The organism is Kribbella sp. NBC_00889 (assembly GCF_045207705.1).
GTDB lineage: Bacteria > Actinomycetota > Actinomycetes > Propionibacteriales > Kribbellaceae > Kribbella.
The window spans coordinates 1013323-1029437 of record NZ_CP108783.1 but is presented as its reverse complement, the minus strand read 5'-3'; the positions used below and the strand labels follow the sequence as shown (position 1 = coordinate 1029437).

Below are 16115 nucleotides of genomic sequence, written 5' to 3'. Positions count from 1 at the left end.
CGCACGGCTCGGCTCTGTGGGACCACTACCCGTTCTTCGGTACATCGCTCACGGGAGGTGGGCGCAGTGGACGTCCAGGTCCCAGAGGATGACGGACAGGGCGTACGGGCTGATCGTGTGATCGCCGTGGGTGGCGTCCTCGAGCAGCTCCCAGTGGCCGTTCGACTCGTTGCTGACGGCATCGGTGCCGATGACGGCGATCCGCTGGCGGACGGCTGCCTCGTAGGAGCGGTGACCGACCCCGTTGAAGCAGCACTCGTCGAAGCGATTGAGGATCTGGATCTGCCGGCGGTGCCTCCCGACCGCCGCGAGCGCGTAGAGATCCGGGAAGTCGGCCAGTCCGTAGAACCCCGGCTGCACGTCCTGCCGCTGCTCCCAGTCCCCGCGCGTCGGGCTGGGCTTCGGTGAGCCCGGCCGGACGAAGAACGGCAACGATCCGGCTGTCGGGTAGGACCGGGTGATCCGCGGATCGAGCGCAGGGTAGATGGTCGTCGCCCAGCCACCGCCGGACAGTCCGACCATCTGCACCGACGACGGCCGGTAGGTCTTCTGGACGTAGTTCGCCGACACCGCGAGCGGCTCGAGGAACAGCGCGAGCGGTGAGTACGACGCGGATTCCCACTGCGGGAGATCGTTGTGTGACGGCTGCAGCTGCACCGACGGGTCGGCCGGGTCCTGGATGGTCTTCGGGTTCCAGTGGTAGAAGGGCATCGCGAACAGCAGCACCGTGTAGCCGTGGTCGAGCAGCCCCTGCGCCACCCGCTGCATCGTGTCGAGCGGCTCACCGTGCCCGTTGTGGTAGAACGCGACCCGGCGATGCTGGCTCCGCGTCGGCGCCAGGACGAAGACGGTTGCGACGTACCCGAACGGCATCGCCACTTCGAGCCGGTCGTAGCGACGTACGCCGGTGAACGCGGGTAACTCGGCCGGCACACCGACGTCCCGTCGTACCGTCGGAAGACCGGTCGGCATGACACCGGTGTCCTTCCAGACCTGGGCGACCAGCTGCGGACGAAGCGCGTCGGCGTCCGCGGCGGTGTGGATCTTCATCAGGTCCTCGACGTCGACCCCGACGACCACCTCAGGCAGAGTCTTGTACACCGCAGCGTGGGCGGCGGCGATCTCGGCGTTCACCGGTGCGACGGGGCGCGGTGCCGATCCGCCCGCCGGTGTGGTGGGTGTGTCAGCGGACGCCACGGCCGGCCAGCCGGTTGCGGTGGTGGCGGTCACGGCGAGAGCTCCTCCGAGCACGGATCTGCGATTGACGATGCTCATTCTGGTTCACCTTTCGGGGCGGGGAACGACCGGGTGCCAGCCGCCGAAGACGTACGACGGGTCGCGCAGCTGCGCCGCCTCGTCGTCGCCGAGCTGCCGGGAGCACGCCAGTCGTGCACTGGTGTCGAGTGGGCGGCCGGCGAGGTCGGTGCTGTGGTACTCCCAGAACCGGACCTGGCCGGCGGCCGCGCAGTCGTTGGGGCTGGTGATCTGGAAGCCGGTCGTCTTCACGTGGCTGTCCATCGCGGAGTCGATGAAGACGACCTGGCTGGTCGGGAACCGGCTGAGCTCGGCCCGCGCGAGGAACACGCTGTCGTCGAGAACGTCGGGACCACGGGTCAGCCGGACCCGGACGAAGATGTTGCCGGGACCGTTGTCGGTGTTGCGGACCTGGTTGTAGTAGCCCTCGTGCAGCGCCTTCAGCTCCGAGTCCTGCATGAAGACACCGCCGGTGCCCCAGACGAAGTCCACATCGCCCTCGACGTAGCTGTCGGTCACGAAGGCCTGTCCCTGCAGCCGCAGGCTGTCCTGGTACCCGAGGATCCGGACCCGGGCGAGCACCATCCGGCTGCCGTTGCCGAAGAACGCCTCGGCCTGGGACCCGCGGTACGGCGTGAGGTTCTGCACGGTCACGTCCGTCATCGTGAAGTCGTCGGCGAACACGCCCATCGCAGCGCGCCAGCAGTTGAAACGATCCGACTGCGGGATGACGCGGCGCTGACAGTACGCCTGCTCGATCGGCACGTTCGCCATCGCGGAGTCGCCGTTCAGCAGGTTGTTGTTCGGGTAGCCGATCACCGTCCGGCCGGCGCCCGCGCCCACGATGGTGATCCCGGGTTTGGTCGGCGGAACCCAGACCAGCTCACGGTAGAGGCCCGGCGCCACGTTGATCGTCGCTTTGTCGCCCTCGGCCACGAAGTCGATCGCAGCCTGGACTGTGCAGAAGTCCGCGTGACCGTTGCCGTTGACACTCAACCGGCTGTCGGTCCGCGGGTCCTGCCGGCTCCGGAACGTCCAATCACTGGGCTTCGTGATCCCGGGGTGGCCGACGACGAACCCTGGATCAAGCGTCACGTAGTACACCTGCCCGGGCGCGAGCCGATGATGCGGACGGATCGAGACGGTGCGGCCGTCGACGACCACCGGCTGGTACGTCCACGTGTGCAGCTCACCGAAGTCGGTCCGCGCGTCACCGACCGAGCGCTGGTACGAGGTGAGATCCGCGAGGTCGATGGTGTCGACGACCTCGCCGCCGGCCTTGTGGATCTGGAGTCGGCCGCGGACACCGAGTCGGACCGGTCCGCGGAAGGTCATCGTCAGCGGGGTGTCAGAGCAGGTGGCATTCGCCGTACCTCTTGGTGACAGCCTGGCGGTGTCACCGGAGTGGCTCGGCTGCCAGCCGGTGAGGCGTTCGAGCACCGTGGTCAGCTTGGCGGCCGCGACCTGGTGGCCCTGGATGTTGGGGTGGGTACTGCCGTTGTAGTCGTCCGGTCCGAGCCAGCCGGTCGTGTCGACGTACACGATCCTTCGGTCCTTCGCGGCGCGGACCGCGGCGGCGATGCCGGCCGCGTGCGTGCCGTTGAAGGGGCGCAGAGCAACGATCAGGGTGTGCGGATCGGCGGCGCGGATCTTGCGGAGATAAGCGAGGTACGCCGGGGTGAACTCGGCGCTGTCGTAGGCGCCGTCATTCGTGCCGAAGTTGACGACGACCACGCCGGGATCGGTCGGCTCGGCCGGGAAGCCGGCCAGGTTCCAGCCGAACGAGTCTGCCGCGGTGCCCACATTGCCGTGACCAGGCTGGAGGATGCCCTGCTTGCCGAAGCCGACCTGGTTCGTGTCCGCGCCGAACGCTTCACCGACCAGATGCGGGTAGCTCTTGGTCCCATCGGCACAGTCACTGCCGAGCTCCGCACACAAGGCCATCACGCCCTGGGTGATCGAGTCGCCGTAGAACTCGATGCGATGCTCGGCCGTCGTCGGCAGCGGGACCAGGTGTGCCAAGGGGGCCAGTTCGATCTTCTCCAGTACGACGCCGGACTGCAGTGGCACCGTCCAGCGGTTCGCGTACTCGTCCACGTCCTTGACCACGATCTCGGCCGTGTGCGCGAAGGCCGGATCGAGTCCCTCGGCGAAGACCTTGTGGTCCTCGTCGACCTTCACCAGCACCGGATCGCCGCCGTCGATCGCGACGTACAGCTGGGCCGGGTTCGTGATCGCCTCGGTGTCGAACCAGGCGCCGAGCCGGTCACCGGTGAAGCGGAACCTCAGCGACGAGCCGGAGTTCACCGTGATCGCCACGTCGTCGTCGCGGCCCCAGTGACCGTCCAGCTCGATCCGCGGATCGAACGGTCCGAACGTCGCGGGGTTGTCGGCGGCGAGCGCCGTACCGGCTGGCACGGTCAGGGTCGCGAGGCCCAGCAGGACGGCCAGGCACAGGCTGAACAGGCGGTTTCTCACGGTGGTCTCCTCGCGCGGACCGCCGTGGCAGATGCCCGGGGCGGTGGGCGGGTAATCCTTTTCCTCGGCTACCGTCGCAGCGCTGCGGGGCTGCGTCAAGACCTCGGAAGGCGGAATCGGCTGGAAACGGGAAAAGGTTTACATCGCTGTGGTGGCAGCGATCGTGGCGCGGACATGGTCCAATGATCCGGTGAGAAAGCCGACCAGCGACCGTACCTCCGCCGGCCGGGCCACGATCCACGACGTGGCCCGGCTCGCGGAGGTGTCGACGGCGACCGTGTCCCGGGTGCTCAGCGGCGGCAAGCCGGTCTCGCCGCAGGTGGCCGACCGGGTGCGCGCCGCCGCGCAGGAGGTCGGGTACCGGCCCAACCCCGCGGCGCAGACGCTGTTGCGCGGCAGCAGCCAGACCATCGGCGTGGTGGTGCCCGACCTGGGCAACCCGTACTTCGCCGAGATCCTCAAGGGCATCGCGGCCGAAGCCGCCGGCGACGGGCATCACACGCTGGTCGCCGGGACCGAGGAGGATCCGGAGCAGGAGTACCGGTCTGCGATCGAGCTGGCCCGCTGGGTCGACGGCCTGTTGCTGTGTGCGCCGCGGATGAGCGCTCCACAGCTCAAGGAGGTCGCCGAGGCCAGCCGCCGGCTGGTGCTGATCAACCGGGTCCTGCGCCATCCGTCAGTCGGAGCCGTGGTCGTCGACTATCACCACGGAGTCCGGGAGCTGTGTGCCCACCTGGCGTCGCTCGGGCACGAGCGGATCGTGTACCTGGAAGGACCGGCGACTGCCTGGTCCGATCAGCAACGGCAGCGTGGCTTCCGCGCGGCCGGTCTGCCTGTGACCCGGGTGGCGTGCGGCTCGTCCCTCCGCGACGGGTATGCCGCTGTCGACGAGGCGCTGACCCACGAACCGACCGCACTGATCGCCTTCAACGATCACGTTGCCGTGGGCGTGCTGAGCCGGCTGCGAGAGCTGGGTGTCACGGTCCCGGACGACCTGTCCGTGGTCGGTGTCGACGACGCTCCGATGAGCGCCCACACCGACCCCGGACTCACGACGTACGCCGTCTCGACGGTGGAGCTGGGCCGCCAGGCGTGGCAGCACTTCAGTCCTACCGCCTCGACGGCGACCACTCACCTGTCGGGTGAGCTGGTGGTTCGGGGGTCGACGGCCCGGCCGCGACGGCGTCGTACGGTCAAGCCGTCGCGGTGAAGCTGTAGGTCCCCGAGCTGAACGTGCAAACCTGCTGACCCAGTGGTCGTCCGGACTCGCGGACCGAGTCGGGGTCCGGGCTCGGGACGTGGACCGTCGCGGTCGCTCCTGGTGGCACGACGACGTCCAGACGGAGTACGCCGCCGGTGATCTCCCAGCGAGTGGAGACTCTGCCCACCGGTGTGTCGTAGGAGCCCTGCGCCCAGGTCAGGCGGCCGCCCGGGCGCGGCCTGATCACCAGGTCCCGGAAGCCCACCGACTCCGGTGCCTGGCTGATCCCGGCGACGTCGGCGTACAGCCATTCGCCGACCGAGCCGAGTGAGTAGTGGTTGAAGGAGTTCATCGCGACCGGGCCGAAGCCGTCCTCCTCGGTCCAGCCGTCCCAGCGCTCCCAGATCGTCGTCGCGCCGTGCTTGATCGAGTAACCCCAGGACGGATACCGGTCGTCGTGCAGCAGGTCGTACGCGAGGTCGGAATGCCCGTACTTCGTCAGGATCGGGCACAGCAGCGCGACTCCGGCGAACCCGGTCGTCAGCGAACGGTCCCTCCGCTCCAGATCAGCGACGAGGTGCTTGACCGCCGCATCCTCTTCGGGAAGCAGTCCGAACGCCAGTGGCAGCAGATAGCCGGTCTGGGTGTCACCACGGACCTTGCCCTCGGCATCCACGAACTCCTTCCGGAATGCTTGCCCGATCTGCTCCCACAGCTCGCCGTACGCGGAGGCTTCCTCCTCGAGACCGAGCACCCGAGCGGCCGCGGCGGTGAACTCGACACTGCGGGCGAAGTAGGCGGTCGCGAGGACGTCCCGGTCAGTGCGGACGCCGACCTGCAGCCAGTCGCCGTAGTGCCCGCTGGTGCGATTGCGCCAGATCAGGTCCGGGTTGGCGCGGTGAACGTAGTCGACCCAGAGCCGCATCGACGGCCAGGCCTTCCGCAGTACGCGGTCGTCGCCGTACATGCGGTAGAGCGTCCACGGCACGATGGTCACCGCGTCGGCCCAGGCCGGTGTGCCGTGCCGTCCGAGGATGACATGCGGGATCACGTCGGGGATTGCGCCTTCATCGGTCTGCGCCGTGGCGAGGTCGGCGAGCCAGTTGTCGAAGAAGGTGAGGACATCGGCCTGGTACGCCGCCGTGGGCAGGAAGATCTGCGCATCCGCGGTCCAGCCGAGCCGCTCGTCGCGCTGCGGGCAGTCGGTCGGGACGCTGACGAAGTTGCCGCGCTGGCCCCAGCGGATGTTGCTCAGCAGTTGGTTGACGCCCGGATCGGAGCACTCGAAGCGGCCGGCGACCGGAGTATCGGAGTGGAGCGCCCGACCGGTCACGTCATCCGTGGTGAGCTCGCCCGGGTAGCCGTCGATCTCGACGTACCGGAAGCCGTGGACGGTGAAGATCGGTTCGAAGTACTCCTCTGCGGCGCCGGCGCTGACGAAGTAGTCGGTGGCGTCGGCGGTGCGGAGGTTGGCGGTGTAGAGCTCCCCGTCGGACTCGAGCATCTCGCCATGTCTCAGGCGGATGCGGTCGCCGGCTTGTGCGCCGCGGATGCGCAGGCGGACGCGACCGGCGATGTTCTGACCGAGGTCGACGATGAAGCGGCCGGGGCCACGCGCTGTGACCTCGGTGGCCGGCAGGTCCTCAGTGACGCGCACTGGTTCGGTGGTGGCGGCGATCAGCGTGGACGGGTCGGCGCCCAGGTCGCCCACGGGCGCCCAGCCGGTGGCGTCGTACCCGGGGCTCGACCAGTCGCCGAGCTCGAGTCGGGCGTCGTACGACTCGCCCATGAGTAGGTCGGCGAAACGGATCGGACCGGGGCGCTCGACCCAGCTCGCGTCCGTCGCGACGACAGTGCGGGAGCCGTCCGGGTGGTCGATCACCAGTTGCGCCAGCAGTTGCGGCTTCTTGCCGTAGTGGTGCGCGTGACTGCGGGTGTCCCAGCCGACGTACCCGGACCACCAGCCCTCACCGAGCACCGCACCGATGACGTTCTCGCCCTCACGCAGGAGGTGCGTGACGTCGTACGTCTGGTACGCGAGGCGCTCGCGGTAGTCCGTCCAGCCCGGTGTCAGCTCGTCGGCACCAACGCGCTCGCCGTTGGCGCTGAGCTGGTAGAGGCCGTGCGCTGTGGCGTATACGCGGGCCCTCGCGACCGGCTGCTTCAACTCGAAGGAGCGGCGGTAGTAGCGCGGCGGTGCAATGGTGGCCTGGCGCACCGACCGTGGCTCGGCACGGTCGACCGGGGGTTCGAACTTCGGATCGGTGTCGTAGTCGTGTTCGAGCCAGTGCGCCTCCCACTCCTCCTTGTTGAGGAGACCGGTGGCAAACGTTGCCGATGCCTCGGCCTGGTCGCTGGCGGCGTCCCGGACCTCGAGCGTCCAAACGTAGTCGGTCTGCGACGTGAGCGGTGCGCCACCGTGGTCGACGTACGTCCGGTCGTCGGTCCGCCAACCGGAGTCCCAGACCTGTACGCCGTCACGCAGCAGACGGACCCGGAACGCGTCCTGGCGGTCGCCGCGCACCGGTGACGCCAACCGCCAGCTCAGCCGGGGACGGTTGGACCCGATGCCCAGCGGCGCGGTCCGGTGCTCGCAGCGCAGGTCGTACGGCGTCAGTGCTTCGACTGTCGGTGGATCGGTCAGCAGCCAGCGAGTTGTCACCAGGACCACTCCGTCTCGGGTCGGTGGAGTTCGTAGTCGCGCAGACCGCCGGCGTGTTCCGGCCGATCGCCGTACATGGGCCGGGACCGGCCGGGCGGATCGATCGCGACCACGTCGTCGCCACGCCAGGTGGTCCGGAATTCGTTGCCGGCGGCAAACTCGGTCGTGGTCTGCTCGACCATCGGGAAGGTCACCGTGATCCGCTCCCCTCGCCGCGGATGCGGGATCGCGAGGTAGCCGTCCGGCGCCCAGATGCGCTCGGCGCCGGTGCGTGTCTCGTCGCCCCGGTTGAGCGTCAGCCGCGCGTAGCCCGCCCACTCCGGGATGCGGACCCGCAGTTCCTCCACCGGCTCGTTGATGTGGAGCTCGACCTTGCCCTCGACCGGCAGGTGGCTCAGGACGTCGACTGCGTGATGCGCGCGGGTGAGGAGCAGGTTGACGCGGGTGACCTCGGCGTCGCCGGTGACGATGCTGTTCCACGCCCAGAAGAGTCCGCGAACGCCGGAGCCGACGCAGCAGGCTTGTACGTCGTTGGTGTGACCACGGCCCAGGGGTACGTCGGAGACGTAGTCGTTCGGAGCGCCGTACCCGCAGAACGCGCCCAGGACCCGCTCGCCCACGTCGACGTACGTCCGCCAGCCCGGCTCGTCACCCGACCGATCCGGGGCGGACTCCACCCAGCTCACGTCGCGCAACTGCGACGCTGCGAGGTGGTTGCGGACGAATCGCTCCACCACTGACCAGTACGACGTCAGTCCGTTGCCGGCGAGCGTCGTACCCAGTCCGATGAGGTCGACGAGCGAGCAGGTCTCGTGCTCGTAGCGCTGATCGGCCAGGTCACCTGGCGTCCAGCCGTACCTGGTGGCCTGGGTGAGCACCCAGTCGTAGCTGCGCCTGGTGAACTCGGTCAGTCCGTGGTCGCCGGTGTGTCTGGCGAGTCTGGCGAGTCCCTCCAGCGTGCCGACGCGCGTGTGGAAGTGGCCGCTGCGGTACGCGCGGGCCGGGTTGAAGCTGCCGTCGGGGAGGAACACGCCGCTCTTGTCGATGATGAGACGGGCGAACCACTCGCACAGCTCGAGAGCTTCGCTGTTGCCGGTCGCCTGGTGGTACCGCAGCAGCGGCATGATCAGGCGGCCGGAGAAGGACGCGGGGTCGGGCGCGAGGTGGAGGTCGATGGCGTTCGATGATGGCCAGCCTTCGGTGGTGTACTCCGAGGCCGGGTAGAACCAGACGTCGCGTTCTTTGATGGCGATGCGCTTCAGTGCCGCGACTTGTGCGTCTGCTGCCTTCTGTGCTTCCGGATCGCCGGTGGCAACGACCGTGGTCGTCAGGGCGAGCAGAGTGGCGCGCTGGTCGATCAGATTGGCGTTCGGCAGCCAGTGACCGCGCGGGTGGACGCGGCGGTACGTCAGACCGTCGTCGCCGAGCAGTGCGAACAGGGTCTGCCGGTAGCGGTCGGCAACGGCGTCCCAGCGCGGGTCCCAGTGCGAGTTGCTGTCTGGCTTGCCGCCGGTCATCTGGCGGGCCAGCAGGATCGCATCGGTCAGCCGGCCGTGGCTGGAGCCGTAGTCCCAGTCGCCGTGGTCCAGCCGGGCCGGACGGGACAGCAGGTTCGCGCTGAAGAACGGGATGCCGTCCAGGTCCTCGTCGGCCAGGCCGGTCACCGCGTTCATCGCCAGCGCGGCCCGCTCCTCGAGCAGCAGGGTCGCCGGGATCGTCGCCATGAGGAAAACCTTTACCCCCAGCCGGGGCGATGTCAACGGGCTATCCACAGATTGGCTGATCGGCCTTGTTTTCTTGAGGTTTCCCGGCGGAGACTGGCGGGACCCGATCGAAGGAGAATGCTGATGAGGGCAGCTGTGCTGGAGGCACCGCGACAGGTCTCGGTGAGTGAGGTGCCGGATCCGGACGTTGGTGGAGACGTGCTGCTTCGGATGCGTGCGGTCGGGTTGTGCGGGTCCGACCTGCATACCTGGCTCGGGCACCACCCGTTCCGGAAGCCGCCTGTCGTGCTCGGACATGAGGGTGCCGGTGAGGTGGTGGCGTCGGGCGACTCGCGCTTCGGCATCGGCGATCGAGTCGCCGTACTGCCTGCGTTGTCGTGCTGGGAGTGCACGCGCTGCGAGGCCGGGAATCCTCATCTGTGCGTGCACAAACGGGTCCCGGGCAGCGGATGGCCCGGGATGCTCAGTGAGTCCTTCGTCGCGCCGGCGCGAGTGCTGGTGCCGTTGAGCGACGAGATCGGGTACGACGAGGGCGCGATGATCGAGCCTGTCGCGGTGGCCTGGCACTCGACGTCCGGGGTGCGGGCGGGTGATGCGGTCGCTGTGCTCGGTGGTGGGGCGATCGGGGCGCTGGCCGCTGCTGTTTCGCGGCAGCGTGGGGCTCGTGCGGTGCTGGTGAGTGACATCAAGCAGCACAATCGGGACTTCCTTGCGTCGCAGGGCGTTGATGCGGTGGTGGATCCGTCTGACTTGGAGGTTGCCGGGGCTGAGGTCAGTGGTGGGGACGGGTTCGACGTGGTCGTGGTGGCGTCCGGGCATCCGAGTTGTCTGGCGGAGGCGTTGGAGCTGTGCCGGCCGCGGGGGCAGGTGGTGCTGCTGCCGATGTTCGGTGCGGCGCTGACGGTGGATCTGAATCCTGTGGTGCTGAAGGAGGTGACGATCCAGGGGTCGACGATCTACACGCCGGCGGATTTCGCTGCTGCGGCTCGGTTGGTGAACCATCGTGTGCTGGACGTCCGGCCCTACATCACGTCGGTCGTCGGGTTGGGCGAGGTGCCCGGAGTACTCGAGGCGATCGACGCCGGCTCGGACCACGTCAAGACCCAGATCGACCCGACCCGATGAGCCGGTCGGAGGTCGTCGCGACGTACCTGGTGGAGAGCTACCTCCCGCTGGAGCAGGCCGCGGACGTGATCGCAGGCGAACAGTCAACAGGCACGTTCGTAGCGGTCGCCCGCGAGACACCCGAACTACGCGACCGCTTCGCAGCCCGAGTCGTCGGGATCGACCCCGCCGCATCCTCGGGTGCTGACCTTCCTGGTGTGATTCGGCCGGCGGGGGCGCCGCGGCGGAGCGGGCTGGTGCGGATCGCCTTCGGATTGGACAACTTCGGCCCGTCCCTGCCGAACCTTCTGGCCGCGGTCGCCGGCAACCTCTTCGAACTCCGCCAACTCGCCGGCATCCGACTAGTGGACCTGTCCTTGCCTGACGCGTTCGCCGATCGCTACCCAGGTCCGCAGTACGGCGTCACCGGAACACGTCACCTGCTCAACCGACCAGACGGCGTACTGCTCGGCACCATCGTGAAGCCAAGCATCGGCCTGCCGCCCGAGGAGTTGCGGATCCTCGTCCGCGAACTGGCCGAGGCCGGCATCGACTTCATCAAAGACGACGAACTGATGGGCAACCCACCACACTCACCACTCGCCGACCGAGTCAGGGTGATATCCGAGGAACTGGACAAAGTCGCGGCCCGCACCGGACGACGCCCGATGTACGCCTTCAACATCACCGACGACCTGGACCGAATGGCCGCCAACCACGACCTGGTCCACGCTGCCGGCGGAACCTGCGTCATGGTCTGCATCAACCTCATCGGCCTCGCCGGCCTCGCGTGGCTGCGCGAGCGCTGCACCCTCCCCATCCACGGCCACCGCGCCATGACCGGCGTCTTCACGCGAGCACCACAACTCGGCATCGACTTCGTCGCCTGGTCCAAGCTGGCGCGCCTGGCCGGCGCAGACCACCTCCACACCAACGGCCTGTCCAACAAGTTCTACGAAACAGACGACGAGGTACTCCGCTCGATCACCGCAGTCCGCGAACCGCTCCTGGGCGGCTACCAAACCCTCCCCGTCCTGTCGTCAGGCCAGACCCCCGGCCTGGCCCCGGAGACCTACCGCCGAACCGGCACCACAGACCTCCTGGTCCTCGCCGGCGGCGGCATCCACGGCCACCCCGACGGCCCCGCCGCCGGCGTCACCGCCCTGCGAGCCGCCTGGCAATCCACCACCTCCGGCCGCAACCTCACCGATACCGCCCAGCAGGTCCCCGCCCTCCAACGAGCCCTGGAAACCTTCGGCCCCACCAGCACATCCGGGGCGAACGGAGGCGGGCGTGGTTGAGGTTGCGTTCTACGGGGACGACTTCACCGGGTCGACGGATGCGCTGGCCCAGTTCACCCGGGTGGGGCTCAGTGGTGTCCTGCTGGTGACGATGCCTGCGTGGGACGAGCTGCAGGCGTTGGCCCGGCAGTACGACGTGATCGGGGTGGCCGGGATCGCGCGCTCATTGCCACCCGACGAGCAGGAAGCCGAGATCCGCCCGATCCTCCAGGCCTTGCGCGACCTCGATCCGCGCTTCGTCCAGTACAAGGTCTGCTCAACCGCCGACTCCTCCCCCACTCTCGGCAGCCTCGGCCGCGCCCTGGAAGTCGGCCGCTCCATCTTCGGCCCAGCCGTCGTACCAATCCTCATCGCACAACCAGACCTGGGCCGCTACACAGTCTTCAGCCACCACTTCGCCGCGGAAGCAGGCACCATCCACCGCCTCGACCGCCAACCCACCATGTCGTCCCACCCCGCCACCCCCATGCACGAATCCGACCTCCGCCTACACCTGGCGAACCAAACCAACCTCCGCATCGGCGCCATCCACCTGACGTCCTACGCCGACCTCCCCGACCACTACACCAAGTCGACGTACGACGCCCTCATCCTGGACGCCCTCACAGATGCCGACCTCCAAACCATCGCCCGCTCAATCCTCACTCCACCCACCACCCCCACCTTCGCCATAGGCTCCGGCGGCCTCTCCAAAGCCCTAGCCACAGCCCTCACCACCCCGACCACCCAGCAGACGAACCACGCGATGCCTGGTCGGGACGGCCGAGTGTGGGTGGGCCGTGTCGCTGGGCAGGTGCTGGTGGTGTCCGGCAGCCAGTCGCGTCGGACCGCCGAACAGATCGCCCGCGCGGTTGCGTCCGGCTGGCATTCATTGCCGCTCACCTACCCACCGACCGCGGACCCCGACGGCTCACCCGCGGCCGCCCCCGAAGCAGTTCGCGTTCTGAATGGTGGTGCACCTGGGGTCGTGGTGCACACGGGCGAGGCAACTGGCCGAGCCACGGGCGAACTGCTCGGTGCCTTCAGCAAGGAACTGGCCGCAGTCGTGCGGGAAGTCGTTCGCAACACGCAGGTGCGAAGGGTTGTGGTTGCCGGCGGCGACACGTCCGGCCGTGTACTGCGCGATCTCAGAGTCACCGCACTCGAACCATCGCCCACCACCCCGAGCCACCTAGGCCAAGGCCTCACACTCTGCACCGCGATCACCGCAGACCCTCAGCTCAACCGCACCCAGTTCCTCCTCAAACCCGGCCAACTCGGCGACCCAAACCTCTTCGAAGCCCTACGCCAGGCCTGACCGCCCCACGCCCGCATTCTGCGCCCCAACAGCACCACCGGATGGCTGAAGCCGGACACTGCGCCAGACGGCGAGACCGGCGTCCCGGCGGCAGTCCCCAAGAGCCGACGCTCCCGGCTGCGATACGCCGAAACGCAGACTACGAAGCGGCTCCGCCTGCAGGTCACTCCTGCACCTACGGACGCGAGGCGGCAGAACAGAACGCCACGCGGTCCCATGCACACACTCCCACGCACCCCCGCACAGACCGACGCGACGCGGCGGAATCAGAACGCGAGGCGGGTCCATGCACACCCTCACACACCCCCGCACAGACCAACGCGACGCGACGGAAAGCAGAACGCGAGCTGGGTCCGCACAGAGCTTCATGCTCCTCCCGGACGGACGTGGCGCGACGGAAGCAGAGTGCCAGGTGGATCCGTGCAGGCCTTCACACCCCCGCGCACGCAGGTGACGTAGCGGCAAGCAGAGCGCCAAGCGGGCTCGTGCAGCTCATCACGCTCCCGCACAGGCACGACTGACGTCGCGGGAAGCAGAACGGCAGACGGATCCGTGCAGACCTTCACACCCACGCACGGACGTGACGTGGCAGAGCACGGCTGGCCAGTGCAGAGCTTCACGTTCCGCGCGGGCGGATGGGGGCTGGGGGTACTGGGTAAGCCCAGGGATCGTGATGGGCTGCTTCCGCGGGCATGGCTGGGGTGCTGGGGAGAACAGTGTGCGCGTCCGACTGGCTCGTTGAGGTGTCGCCCCAGATCGCTTGACGGGCAGCCTCTCGGAGAGCCGCAGCATCGGTGCGGCGATTGCCTGAGCGCGTAGTCACCCCTGACGCATCGCCTCCACGCCCCTCCCGCGACCGCGTACTGTCCATGCGCGCGGCGTCGTCCGACCGCGCTGCGTCTATCCGGGGCCCGTCTGACCGTACTGCGTCTAACCGCGGTGCGTCTGACCACACCGCGTCCGACCGCGGTGCGTCTGACCGCAGTCCCTCCGACCGCAGTCCGTCCGGCTGGAGTTCGTCCGATCGCGGTGCGTCTAACGGCAGTCCGTCCGACTGGCGTTCGCCTGACCACGGGTCGACGCGCGGACCGTCGTCGGGCAGGCGTCCGCGGAGGGGTTTGACCTGGGGGTTGGGAGGTGCGGCTGAGCGCGGTCTGGCGGTTGGCGATGGTGGGACAGAGTCGCGTTGTCGATGATCAGGTGCTGCGATTGGGTCGGCCCAGGTGGGGCGGGTGACGTGGACTTTGCCGTTGGTGATGGTGATGGTCCAGTGGCCGGCGTGGAGGTCGATGTGGTGGCGGCGGCAGAGCAGGACGAGGTTCCAGATGGCGGTGGTTCCGCCGTCGAGCCAGGAGCGTAGGTGGTGGGCGTCGCAGTGGATGGGTGGGGCGCCGCAGACGACGCAGCCTTTGTCGCGGGCGTTCAGGGCGCGGCGCATGGCGCGGGTGACGAGTCGTTCGGAGCGGCCGACGTCGAGGGGTTCGGAGTTGGAGCCGAGGACGAGCGGGATGATGTTGGCGTCGCAGGCCAGGCGTCTGATCGCGGCCGCGGACAGGTTGTCGCCGTAGACGAGTCCGCCGGTGGCCTCCGCGGTAGCCGACCTCAGATCCTCCAGGTCGATCGTGACGGTGATGTTCGCCTTCGCCCCGAACCCCGGAACCCAACCAGCCGGCCTCGCACCACGGCCGGACTCAGTCGTCGTACCAGCGCCAGAAGCGGTGGTGGTGGTGCCGTGGTCGGCGCCGGCTCCAGGGAGGGTGATGGCGGTGGTGCCGGTTCCGGCGGCGGTGCTGCCCGGTTCGCTGGCGGTGGAGGTGCCGGGTTCGGTGGTGCTGGTGGCGCCGGGGTTGGTGGCGGGGTTGCCGGTGGTGGGGGCGGGAGTGGTGGATCGCGCTGGGACCGGGGTGGGGGGTGCTGGGGTGGGGGGGTGAAGCCGGAGTCGGTGGCGGTGGCGGTGGCGGTGGCGGTGGCGGTGGCGGTGGCGGTGGCGGTGGCGGTGGCGGCGAGGGTTAGGGCGGTGGTGAGGGCGTCGGCTTGGCGCTTTTCGCGGGGACGGGGGTCTAGTTCGCCGTCGAGGGTTTTGTGGGGACGGGCGCCGGTGTGGATGAGGGTGCGGAGGAGTTCGGCGTTCTCGTTGGCCAGGTAGCCACGGAACTTGACGCCGTTCTCGGCGGTGATCAGGGCCAGGGATTCGCGGGCGTAGGCCTTGTGCTCATCGGGTTCGGGGCCGTCGGTGTCGAGGAGGTCGCGGATCTGCTTGGCGGCTTTGCGCAGTTCGCTGGGAGTGAGGTGGCGCGCGAGGGTGACCAGTTGTTGTTCGGCGACCTGGAGGTCTTCGACCGGGACCGTGGTGGGGACGCGTTCCAGGGCGGACACGATCGCTTCGGCCTGGGCGGGCCGCAGCAGCCACGCGGTCGAGCGATCCTCGCCGCCCGCACCCGCACCCTCACCACTGCCCTCACCAGCGCCGCCCTCACCTCCGCCCTCGCCCGCACTGGCGCCCACGCCCGCACTGGCGCCCACGCCCGCACTGGCGCCCACGCCCTCGCTGGCGCCGTCGCCCTCACCCGCGTCGGCGTCGGCGTCGGCGCGGGCGGTCTCCCCGGCGTCGGGGCTGTTGGTGACGGCCTCGGGCTCCGTCAGCCCGTTCGCGATGTCGTCGGACTCGGACTCGGACTCGGCATTTGAGGCCACGTTGTCGACGGGGGCTGTGAGGGCGGTGGTGACGGCTGGGTATTTGGGCAGGGCTCTGGCCAGGCGGACGTCTCGGTGAGCGGTGGGGCGGTCCAGGCGGTAGCGGAACGCCAGGAGTTGGGCGGTGTCGTGGGCGCCGAGGTCGGCTGCGTGGCCGGTGGTGTCCAGGGCGGCGATGAGTTGGAGGCGGTAGGTCTGACGGCGGGCGAGGTCGGCCTCCAACTCGTCGAGAGCGGTCAGCATCTCGCTGCCGCTCATCGACCAGATCGGCCGCTCAGCCAGAAGTTCCATACCGACAACACTAACCACGCCCACCGACAGTTCTCAAACCCAGAACCCCCTATCCACAAGGGGTTTCAGGAACACCGACTTGTCCACAGGGAAGCATGGGTTGTAGATG

The 16115-nt window shown here is 68.8% G+C and carries 10 protein-coding genes; 4 read left to right on the top strand and 6 right to left on the bottom strand.

All coding sequences use genetic code 11. The annotated features are described in order from the left end of the window. Positions 1-48 precede the first annotated feature (48 nt). Positions 49-1275 (bottom strand): hypothetical protein, encoded by a 1227-nt coding sequence (locus OG817_RS05160; protein ID WP_406052482.1) that lies wholly within the window; start codon positions 1273-1275, stop codon positions 49-51. A gap of 6 nt (positions 1276-1281) precedes the next feature. Then, positions 1282-3732, bottom strand: coding sequence for a pectinesterase family protein (locus OG817_RS05155; protein WP_406052480.1), 2451 nt, complete (start codon positions 3730-3732; stop codon positions 1282-1284). Between the two features lie 190 nt (positions 3733-3922). On the opposite strand from OG817_RS05155, the gene OG817_RS05150 reads away from it, so the two are divergent. Then, on the top strand, positions 3923-4942 hold the full coding sequence (locus OG817_RS05150; RefSeq protein ID WP_406052479.1) for a LacI family DNA-binding transcriptional regulator: 1020 nt from the start codon (positions 3923-3925) through the stop codon (positions 4940-4942). On the opposite strand, the gene OG817_RS05145 is transcribed toward OG817_RS05150, so the two are convergent. Both OG817_RS05145 and OG817_RS05140 read right to left on the bottom strand, forming a co-directional pair. Next, positions 4926-7595: a glycoside hydrolase family 78 protein gene (locus OG817_RS05145; RefSeq protein WP_406052478.1), complete on the bottom strand. Its 2670-nt coding sequence runs from the start codon at positions 7593-7595 to the stop codon at positions 4926-4928. The two genes, OG817_RS05150 and OG817_RS05145, sit on opposite strands and share 17 nt — an antisense overlap. Beyond that, positions 7592-9319, bottom strand: a complete 1728-nt coding sequence (locus OG817_RS05140) for a hypothetical protein (RefSeq protein ID WP_406052477.1) — start codon at positions 9317-9319, stop codon at positions 7592-7594. The genes OG817_RS05145 and OG817_RS05140 overlap by 4 nt, the downstream gene beginning before the upstream one ends. Positions 9320-9442: 123 nt before the next feature. On the opposite strand from OG817_RS05140, the gene OG817_RS05135 reads away from it, so the two are divergent. The 3 genes from OG817_RS05135 to OG817_RS05125 are packed head-to-tail and all read left to right on the top strand — an operon-like array spanning position 9443 to position 13021. Beyond that, on the top strand, positions 9443-10444 hold the full coding sequence (locus tag OG817_RS05135; RefSeq protein ID WP_406052476.1) for a zinc-binding dehydrogenase: 1002 nt from the start codon (positions 9443-9445) through the stop codon (positions 10442-10444). Next, positions 10441-11724 (top strand): RuBisCO large subunit C-terminal-like domain-containing protein, encoded by a 1284-nt coding sequence (locus tag OG817_RS05130; RefSeq protein WP_406052475.1) that lies wholly within the window; start codon positions 10441-10443, stop codon positions 11722-11724. Before OG817_RS05135 ends, OG817_RS05130 begins: the two co-directional genes overlap by 4 nt. After that, positions 11717-13021 (top strand): four-carbon acid sugar kinase family protein, encoded by a 1305-nt coding sequence (locus OG817_RS05125; protein WP_406052474.1) that lies wholly within the window; start codon positions 11717-11719, stop codon positions 13019-13021. Before OG817_RS05130 ends, OG817_RS05125 begins: the two co-directional genes overlap by 8 nt. Before the next feature lie 616 nt (positions 13022-13637). On the opposite strand, the gene OG817_RS05120 is transcribed toward OG817_RS05125, so the two are convergent. Next, complete coding sequence (locus OG817_RS05120) at positions 13638-14627, bottom strand: DUF222 domain-containing protein (RefSeq protein ID WP_406057385.1); 990 nt, start codon at positions 14625-14627, stop codon at positions 13638-13640. Next, entirely contained in the window at positions 14624-16006 is a 1383-nt protein-coding gene (locus OG817_RS05115) for a DUF222 domain-containing protein (protein WP_406052473.1), read from the bottom strand. Before OG817_RS05115 ends, OG817_RS05120 begins: the two co-directional genes overlap by 4 nt. Between the last annotated feature and the right edge of the window lie 109 nt (positions 16007-16115).

Coding starts and splice junctions, on each gene's coding strand:
- OG817_RS05160 (WP_406052482.1), bottom strand. CDS start 1,275: ATGAGCATCGTCAATCGCAGATCCGTGCTCGGAGGAGCTCTCGCCGTG.
- OG817_RS05140 (WP_406052477.1), bottom strand. CDS start 9,319: ATGGCGACGATCCCGGCGACCCTGCTGCTCGAGGAGCGGGCCGCGCTG.
- OG817_RS05135 (WP_406052476.1), top strand. CDS start 9,443: ATGAGGGCAGCTGTGCTGGAGGCACCGCGACAGGTCTCGGTGAGTGAG.
- OG817_RS05130 (WP_406052475.1), top strand. CDS start 10,441: ATGAGCCGGTCGGAGGTCGTCGCGACGTACCTGGTGGAGAGCTACCTC.
- OG817_RS05115 (WP_406052473.1), bottom strand. CDS start 16,006: ATGGAACTTCTGGCTGAGCGGCCGATCTGGTCGATGAGCGGCAGCGAG.